The organism is Streptacidiphilus monticola, from assembly GCF_042658505.1.
GTDB lineage: Bacteria > Actinomycetota > Actinomycetes > Streptomycetales > Streptomycetaceae > Streptacidiphilus > Streptacidiphilus monticola.
Genome location: NZ_JBHSQJ010000045.1, coordinates 1 through 7,275, shown reverse-complemented (window position 1 = coordinate 7,275; position 7,275 = coordinate 1). Strand labels below are relative to the sequence as shown.

6 protein-coding genes and 1 pseudogene are annotated in these 7,275 nt (G+C 73.6%); 5 read left to right on the top strand and 2 right to left on the bottom strand.

Annotation, left to right across the window (positions count from 1 at the left end):
- Positions 1–270, top strand: a pseudogene (locus ACFP3V_RS11630) (M56 family metallopeptidase); the annotation flags it as partial.
- A 700-nt stretch (positions 271–970) separates the two neighbouring features.
- Here ACFP3V_RS11630 and ACFP3V_RS11625 read toward each other — a convergent pair.
- Positions 971–1,966 carry a beta-ketoacyl-ACP synthase III gene (locus ACFP3V_RS11625; protein WP_380582718.1) on the bottom strand — a complete coding sequence of 332 codons (996 nt, stop codon included), beginning with the start codon at positions 1,964–1,966 and terminating at the stop codon, positions 971–973.
- A gap of 76 nt (positions 1,967–2,042) precedes the next feature.
- Here ACFP3V_RS11625 and ACFP3V_RS11620 point away from each other — a divergent pair, with 76 nt between their 5' ends.
- From ACFP3V_RS11620 to ACFP3V_RS11605, 4 genes are all read left to right on the top strand, one after another.
- A complete protein-coding gene (locus ACFP3V_RS11620; RefSeq protein WP_380582716.1) occupies positions 2,043–2,669 on the top strand; it encodes a TetR/AcrR family transcriptional regulator in 627 nt (208 codons plus the stop codon).
- 178 nt (positions 2,670–2,847) lie between these two features.
- A complete protein-coding gene (locus ACFP3V_RS11615; RefSeq protein ID WP_380582714.1) occupies positions 2,848–3,267 on the top strand; it encodes a YjbQ family protein in 420 nt (139 codons plus the stop codon).
- Positions 3,268–3,405: 138 nt separating this feature from the next.
- A complete protein-coding gene (locus ACFP3V_RS11610) occupies positions 3,406–4,218 on the top strand; it encodes an SGNH/GDSL hydrolase family protein (RefSeq protein WP_380582712.1) in 813 nt (270 codons plus the stop codon).
- 46 nt (positions 4,219–4,264) lie between these two features.
- Positions 4,265–4,732 carry a VOC family protein gene (locus tag ACFP3V_RS11605; RefSeq protein ID WP_380582710.1) on the top strand — a complete coding sequence of 156 codons (468 nt, stop codon included), beginning with the start codon at positions 4,265–4,267 and terminating at the stop codon, positions 4,730–4,732.
- Here ACFP3V_RS11605 and ACFP3V_RS11600 read toward each other — a convergent pair.
- Complete coding sequence (locus ACFP3V_RS11600; RefSeq protein WP_380582708.1) at positions 4,678–6,822, bottom strand: AMP-dependent synthetase/ligase; 2,145 nt, start codon at positions 6,820–6,822, stop codon at positions 4,678–4,680. The genes ACFP3V_RS11605 and ACFP3V_RS11600 overlap by 55 nt on opposite strands.
- Positions 6,823–7,275: the final 453 nt, after the last annotated feature.

Here is a 7,275-nt window from a genome sequence, read left to right as displayed (position 1 = left end):
GGGGAGGTCGCCGACCGGAGGCTGGCGGCGCGGGCGATCGGCAGGGCCGCGATCGCGGGCGCGCGCGCCCCGCGTCCGGCAGTGGGCCTGGCCGTCTCGGCGGGTCCGGTCCCGCGCCGCGTGGCGGCTCTGCTCGCCCGCCCGCGCGCGGTGACCCGCGCCGCCGCGGGGGCGGCCGCGCTGCTGCTCGCGGTCCCCGCCGCCTCCGTCGCCTCCGCCCTGGACGCCGCCCACGACCTGCACCAGCAGGTGGAACTGGCCCAACGCTAGCCGCCGCCAAGGCTGGCACGGCGGCCCCTGCTAAGGGCTCGCTGGTGTGCGGTGCCAAGGCTGGCACGGCGGCCCCTGCTAAGGGCTCGCTGGTGTGCGGTGCCAAGGCTGGCACGGCGGCCCCTGCTAAGGGCTCGCTGGTGTGCGGTGCCAAGGCTGGCACGGCGGCCCCTGCTAAGGGCTCGCTGGCGTGCGGTGCCAAGGCTGGCACGGCGGCCCCCGCCAAGGGCCCCCAACCGATGCGGTGCACCGCGCCCGGCCGGGGGAGCGTCTGTTGGCGTCGTGCCGGCCTGCGGTGCACCGCATCGGTTGAGGGAGTGTCTGTCGGGGTGCTGCTGGCGTGCGGTGCACCGCATCGCTTGGGGGAGTGTCTGTCGGGGTCGTGCCGGTCTGCTCCGGCCGTGCCCGGCGGAGGGAGCCCCTGCCGGGGCCGTCGCCCTGCGGCGCGCGCCAGGGCCGGGAGGAACCCCGCCGGGGGCTGTCACTCGTGGGCGCTGATCCCGCGGCGGAGCCGCGCGGGGGTGAGCGGACGAGGGGGCGGCGCGGGTGTACGCGACGAAGCCGCGGCTGCCTGGGCCTGCGGCTGCTTGTGCCTGCGGCGGCTGCCTGGGCCTGCGGCTCCCCGCGCCTGCGGCTCCCCACGCCCGTGGCCCGTGCGGGGGCGGGGAGGAGCTGGCCGTCTGCGGCCAAGTGCTGCGTGTCAGGGCGTGAAGACGACCTGGCCCGCCCAGGAGAGGCCGCCGCCGAAGGCGGTGAGGAGGACGGGGGAGGACGGGGGAAGGTCGCCGCGTTCCACGAGCTTGGACAGGGCCAGGGGCACCGACGCCGCGGACGTGTTGCCGGAGTCGACCACGTCGCGGGCCACCACCGTGCCCTCGGGGACGCCCAGTTGACGGACGATCGACTCGATGATGCGCAGGTTCGCCTGGTGCGTCACGACGCCCGCCAGGTCGGAGACCTCCACCCCGGCTCGGGCGCACGCCTCGCGGGCGATCTTCGGGACCTCCGTCGTGGCCCAGCGGAAGACGGTCTGGCCCTCCTGGGAGAACCGGGGCTGCCACGCCCCCATCAGCCGGACGGCGTCGCCCTTCGACGCGTCAGAGCCCCAGACCACAGGGCCGATGCCGGGGGTCGAGCCGCCCGTGCCGATCACCGCCGCACCCGCGCCGTCGCCGAGCAGGATGCAGGTGCTGCGGTCGGTCCAGTCGACCACGTCGGACATCTTCTCGGCACCGATCACCAGCGCGTTGCGGGCCGCGCCCGCCCGCACGCTGTGGTCGGCGGTGGCCAGTGCCGTGCAGAAGCCGGCGCAGCCGTTGTTCAGATCGAAGGCCACCGCACCCTGGATGCCCAGGCGGGCGGCCACCTGCGCCGCGACGGACGGGCAGCGGTCGCGGTTGCTGCAGGTGGCGACGGTGATCAGGCCGATCTCGTCAGGCTGCAGGCCGGAGGCCGCCAGCGCCTTGGCGGCCGCCGCGGCCGCCAGGTCGGCGACCGTCTCCTCCTCCGCGGCCAGGTGGCGGGTGGTGATGCCGGTGCGCTGGCGGATCCACTCGTCGTTGGTGTCGACCAGCTGGGCGAGGTCGTCGTTGGTCATGACGCGCTCCGGCTGGAAGTGGCCGAGGCCCAGGAGACGCGTGTGGCCGGTGGGAGCGGAGGCACCGGACGTACTGAAGGCACTGGTGGCAGTGGGCATGTGCCGCAACATAGCAAACGACCGGTCGGAAGCTAAAGCCCTCCGAGAAAATCACCGGTCCACTACGATTCCCGGCATGAGTCCACGCAAGTCCGTCGCCGAGGCCCGCGAGACCCGCGCACGCATCCTCGACCGCAGCGTGGCGATCGCCTCCGTCGAGGGGCTGGACGGGCTGACGATCGGTCGGCTCGCCCTGGACCTCGGGATGAGCAAGGCGGGTGTGCTCGGGCACTTCGGCACCAAGGAAGCGCTCCAGCTCGCCGCCCTGCGTGAGGCGTCCGCCGTCTTCAGCCGCCTGGTGTGGGAGCCGAACGCGCACCTGGACGCCGGGCTGCCCCGGCTGCACGGCGTCTGCGAGTCCTGGGCCGACTACCTGGTCCGCGCCCGCGACCACTTCCCCGGCGGCTGCCTGTTCACGACCGCCGCCGTCGAGTACGACGCGCGCAGCGGGCCGGTGCGCGACGCGATCACCCGGCTGACCGTCTTCTGGCAGCACCGGCGCCTCGGCTTCGACCTCCGCGCCGCCGTCGCGCTGGGTGAGCTGCGACCGGACGCCGATGTGGAGCAGCTGGTCTTCGAACTGACGGGCATTTACCTGAGCCTCAATCAGGCCGTCCAGCTCAACCAGGCGGCGGACGCCCAGGCGCGCGCCCTGCGGGCGGTGGACCGCCTGCTGGCGCTGGAGGCCCCGGTCCCGGGGTGACGCGGGCGGCCGCGGCCCGTGTGCGGCCGCTGGCCGCGGCGGCCGTGTGTGTGCGCGGCGCAGCTGTGGTCCGGCGCAGGCTGCAAGCCGGCAGGCCGCAGGATGGCGCAGGCCGCAGGATGGCGCAGACCGCAGGATGGCGGAGGCCGCAGGATCGCGCAGGCTGCAGGATAGGGGCATGGCCTTCACGACCACCACCTTCGAACTCACCACCGGCAGCCGCGAAGCAGCCGTCGACCTCACCGACCGCTGCGCCCGCTTCCTCGACGAGGCCGCGGCGGGTGGCCAGGACGGGCTGCTCAACGTCTTCGTCCCGCACGCCACCGCGGGCATCGCGGTCATCGAGACCGGCGCGGGCAGCGACGAGGACCTGCTGGCCCAGCTGCGTGAACTGCTTCCCGCGGACGGCCGTTGGCGCCACCGGCACGGCAGTCCCGGCCACGGCCGCGACCACGTGCTCCCCGGCATCGTCGCCCCGCACGCCACCCTGCCGGTGGTCGGCGGCAGGCTGGCGCTCGGCGTCTGGCAGTCGGTCGTCCTGATCGACACCAACGGCGACAATCCCCGACGCACCGTCAGACTCAGCTTCCTCAGCTGACATCAGGTGGCTGACGTTTTGTCACCCGGGCGATGAAATTCTGGCATGCACACTATCCGCGAGGGGTTACCGGGCGGTACAACTAGGGGTCGACGCGCGTCATCCCCACTGTGCTCCACCCCCCACAGCGGAGGCACCATGCGCCTGCACCTGTCCCCGCGCCGCAGCGTCGCGGCGCTCGCAGGAACGCTCGGTCTCACCCTGGCCGCGATGTTCACCGCCGTCCCGGCGGCGCACGCGGCCGGCGTCAACTACGTTGCCCTGGGCGACTCGTACTCTGCCGGAGTCGGGTCCGGAAGCTACATCAGCTCCAGCGGGAGCTGCTACCGAAGCACCAACGCCTACGCCTACCTCTGGCAGGCCGCGCACTCGGTCTCGTCCTTCACCTTCGCGGCGTGCTCCGGCGCGACCACCACGGACGTGCTCAACAGCCAGATCTCCTCGCTGAGCAGCAGCACCACGCTGGTCAGCATCAGCATCGGCGGCAACGACGCGGGCTTCTCCAGCACCATGCAGACCTGCGTCCTCGACGGCACCAGCTCCTGCCTGTCGGCCGTGGCCACCGCCGAGAACTACATCGAGAACACCCTTCCGGCGAAGCTGGACGCCGTCTACTCGGCCATCCAGTCCCACGCGCCCAACGCCCACGTCGTCGTCCTCGACTACCCCCACCTCTACCAGGTCCCCGGCACCTGCCTGTTCGGCATCAGCGACACCTCCCGCAACGCCATCAACGGCGCGGCCGACGACCTGGCGACCGTGACCGCGAAGGAGGTCGCCAAGTACGGCTTCAGCTTCGGCGACGTGCGGTCCGTCTTCCACACCCACGAGATCTGCGGCAGCAGCACCCAGTGGCTGCACAGCACCACGCTGCCGGTCTACGAGTCCTACCACCCGACCGCGAGCGGCCAGTCCGGCGGCTACCTCCCGGTGTTCAGCGCCAACGTCTGATCCGAGGGGAGGGGGTCCGTCCGGTCCGGCATGTGATCATCCGTATATGACTCCCTCCTCCGTGCCGGGCTCCGGCCCCCTGGTGCACCACGTCGAGCTGTGGATGCAGGATCTCACGCTCGCCGAGGCACAGTGGGGGCCGGTGCTCGGCGTCCTCGACTGCGTCCCCTTCCAGCACTGGGAAGCGGGACGCAGTTGGCGGCGTGACGGCAGCTACGTCGTCATCGAGCAGTCCCCGGCACTGCTGCCCGGTCCGCACGAGCGGCTCCGGGCCGGCCTCAACCACCTTGCCCTGCGCGGGATCGGACGACGGGACGCGGTGCTGGAAGCCGCCCGCGCGGCCGGCTGGACGCTGCGCGTCGACACCGGCAGCGCGGTCCACCTGATCGACGGCCAGGGCTTCGAGCTCGAGGTCGTCTACGCGGAGGGCGAGGTCGTCTACGCGGAGAGCGCGGGCATCTACGCGGACGGCGAGGCGGAGGCGGCGGGCGGCGCGGGGGCCGGGCCCGCGTAGAGGGCGTCGATGTCCGCAGCGCAGTGGCGGACGATCGCCTTGCGCCGCAACTTCAGTGAGGGCGTGACCAGTTCGGGCACCGCGCCGAAGTCGATGCCGAGGATCCGGAACGACCGGATCGACTCCGCCCGGGAGACCGCCGCGTTCGCCGTCGACACGGCACGCTGCAACTCCACCTGCAGGTCCGGGTCCTGGCGCGCCTCGGCGGGCGGCAGCAGCGGCTTGCCGCGGGACCGCTGCCAGTGCGCGAGCGCCTCCGGGTCCAGCGTGATCAGCGCCCCGACGAACGGGCGGTCGTCGCCGACCAGCAGGCAGTGGGCGATCAGCGGGTGCGTGCGCAGCCGCTCCTCCAGGACCGCGGGCGCGACGGACTTGCCGTTGCTGGTGACGATGATCTCCTTCTTGCGGCCGGTGATGGTCAGGTAGCCGTGCTCGTCCAGTCGGCCCAGATCGCCGGTGGGCAGCCAGCCGTCCGGGCTCAACGCCGGGGCCTGCTCGCCGAGATAGCCGGTGAACACCTGGGGGCCGCGCGCCCAGACCTCCCCGTCCGCGGCGACGGTGATCTCCGTCCCCGGGATCGGCAGCCCCACGGTGCCGAAGCGCTGCGCCTCCGGCGGGTTGGCGGTCAGCGCGGCGGTCGTCTCGGTGAGCCCGTAGCCCTCGAAGATCGTCACGCCGGCCCCGAGGAAGAACAGCCCGAGCTCGCGGTCCATCCCTGAGCCGCCGGACATCGCGTGGCGGATGCGTCCGCCCAGGGCGGCACGCACCTTGCCGTAGACCAGTTGCTCGTAGAGCTGGTGCTGGATCCGCAGCGCCGGCGACGGCCCGGAGCCCTCGCCGAAGGCGCGGCGCTCCAGGGCCTCGCCGTAGCGCACGGCCACGTCCCAGGCTCGGTCGAAGACCGAGCCGCGCCCCGCCTCCTCGGCCGCCTGGCGGCCGCGCGCGGCCAGCTTCTCGAAGATGTGCGGGACGGCCGCGACGAAGGTCGGGCGGAAGCTCCGGAAGGCGGGCATCAGCACCTCCGGACGCAGGTCGCCCTGGTGGCCGAGGACGATCCCGGCGCGGAGCGACGCCACCTGCGCCATCCGGGCGAAGACGTGCGCGAGGGGGAGGAACAGCAGGCTGCTCGCCTGGCCGCCGTCCCGGGCGCGGAACACCTCGGGGTAGCGGGCGATCAGGTTGTCGGTCTCGGCGATGAAGTTCCCGTGGGTCAGCGGGCAGCCCTTCGGGCGACCGGTGGTGCCCGAGGTGTAGATGACGGTGGCGAGGGTCGAGGCGGTGATCGCGGCGCGGTGACGGCGGATCAGCTCGTCGTCCACCTGGCGCCCGGCGAGGGCGAGTTCGCGCAGGATGCCAGAGGGGGCCGAGCTCGCGTCGATGTGCTCGGCGAACCCGGCGGGGCCGGTGGGGTTGCCGGGGTCGGCGGCGTGGGTGCCGGCGCCGGTGGTGGTGGAGAGGGGGGCCGGGGCGGAACCTTCCGTCTCGGTGCGGATGTCGGAGTAGGAGGGACTCAACTGCCAGATGCGGCGCAGGGCGGGGAGCCGGTCGCAGACCGAGCCGACGGTCATGGCGTGGTCCTCGTGCTCGACGAAGCAGGCCACGGCCTGCGAGTCGGCGAGGATCCACTGCAGCTGGGCGGCGGAGGCCGTGGGGTACACGGGGACGGGAACGGCCCCGATCGTCCAGAGGGCGTAGTCGATCAGCGTCCACTCGTAGCGGGTCCGGCTCATCAGGGCGACCCGGTCGCCGAAGCGGATGCCCTGGTGCAGCAGGCCCTTGGCGAGCGCGAGGACCTGGTCGCGGAACTCGGCGGCGGTGACGTCGATCCACTCGTCGGGGGAGGCCGGAGCCGCGGCGGGTGAGGACGAGGACGGGGCGGGGGGTGCGGCCGAGGCGTCGGTGCCGGAGGCAGCGGGACCGGAGGGCCGGGACGGGGGGACGGGTGCCGCCGCGCCGGGGGCGCCGCTCCCACCACGCCGCCGCCGCAGCACGGGCCGGCCAGGCTCGGCCTCCGCGCGCGCGAAGACGCTCTCGGCCAGTCCCTCGCCCGGGGCGGGACTGGCGAGGGCGGGAACACTGTACTGGCGCAACGCTCGGGCTCCCCTTCCGGCGCGGCGGCCGCGGCGGTGCGGACGCTGAACGGCCAAGTTACCCGAGGGAAACTTGCCCGAACAGGGGGCGTCACGGACCCTTCACCGGGGAAGCGCGGGGCGATCATGGTGTGAGGGTTTCGCTCGGAGGAGTGAACCTGGCGTGTCGCTGCCATGCGGCGGGCCGCGCCTGGGCAGCTCCCCCGCATGGTCCACACCGTTGCCGCCTTCGCCCTGGCGAGGGGCGGCTCCACAGCTCCCGAGCACTGGTCCTGTCCGGCACCTCCCGTCCCGCCCCCGGTCCCTCCGGTCCCCGCGCCTCGGCCGGGGCACGGGGGAGGTGGAGGGGGAGGGGGAGGGGGAAGTGGGGGGTTCGGGGGAGGGCTGGGGGGTGTGCCGCATCTGCCCGGGCTGCCGCACCTGCCGTCCCGGCCGCACTGCACGCCGCCGCCA

Bases quoted from the DNA above. Each gene is read 5' to 3' on its own strand.
- ACFP3V_RS11625 (WP_380582718.1), bottom strand. From the start codon at position 1,966: ATGCCCACTGCCACCAGTGCCTTCAGTACGTCCGGTGCCTCCGCTCCC.
- ACFP3V_RS11620 (WP_380582716.1), top strand. From the start codon at position 2,043: ATGAGTCCACGCAAGTCCGTCGCCGAGGCCCGCGAGACCCGCGCACGC.
- ACFP3V_RS11615 (WP_380582714.1), top strand. From the start codon at position 2,848: ATGGCCTTCACGACCACCACCTTCGAACTCACCACCGGCAGCCGCGAA.
- ACFP3V_RS11610 (WP_380582712.1), top strand. From the start codon at position 3,406: ATGCGCCTGCACCTGTCCCCGCGCCGCAGCGTCGCGGCGCTCGCAGGA.
- ACFP3V_RS11605 (WP_380582710.1), top strand. From the start codon at position 4,265: ATGACTCCCTCCTCCGTGCCGGGCTCCGGCCCCCTGGTGCACCACGTC.